The sequence below is a fragment of the Acinetobacter sp. AL9 genome, from assembly GCF_041464035.1.
In the GTDB taxonomy this organism is placed as follows: domain Bacteria; phylum Pseudomonadota; class Gammaproteobacteria; order Pseudomonadales; family Moraxellaceae; genus Acinetobacter; species Acinetobacter towneri.
The window spans coordinates 1-234 of sequence record NZ_JAYFSK010000296.1 but is presented as its reverse complement, the minus strand read 5'-3'; the positions used below and the strand labels follow the sequence as shown (position 1 = coordinate 234).

Genomic DNA, 234 nt, shown 5'->3' with positions numbered 1-234 from the left:
TAAGTTGACAAAAATAACTAATCATGCGAAAAAGTTTTTTTAGTTAACAGATGTTCACACATGCCTCGAATTGTTTCTGTACCACTTAGTTTAGAACAGCGAGAACGACTCATTTTTCTGGCCAAGCATGCAAAACATTGGCGTGAAAGACAACGTGCCCAAACTATTCTCTGGCTTTCTGAAGGTAAAAGTGTTGCGGAAGTTGCCACTCTACAAGAACGTATCCCAGAAACC

The 234-nt window shown here is 39.7% G+C and carries 1 pseudogene; it reads left to right on the top strand.

The window, feature by feature from the left end:
• Positions 1-60: 60 nt before the first annotated feature.
• A pseudogene (locus ACEO2X_RS14785) lies at positions 61-234 on the top strand (helix-turn-helix domain-containing protein); the annotation flags it as partial.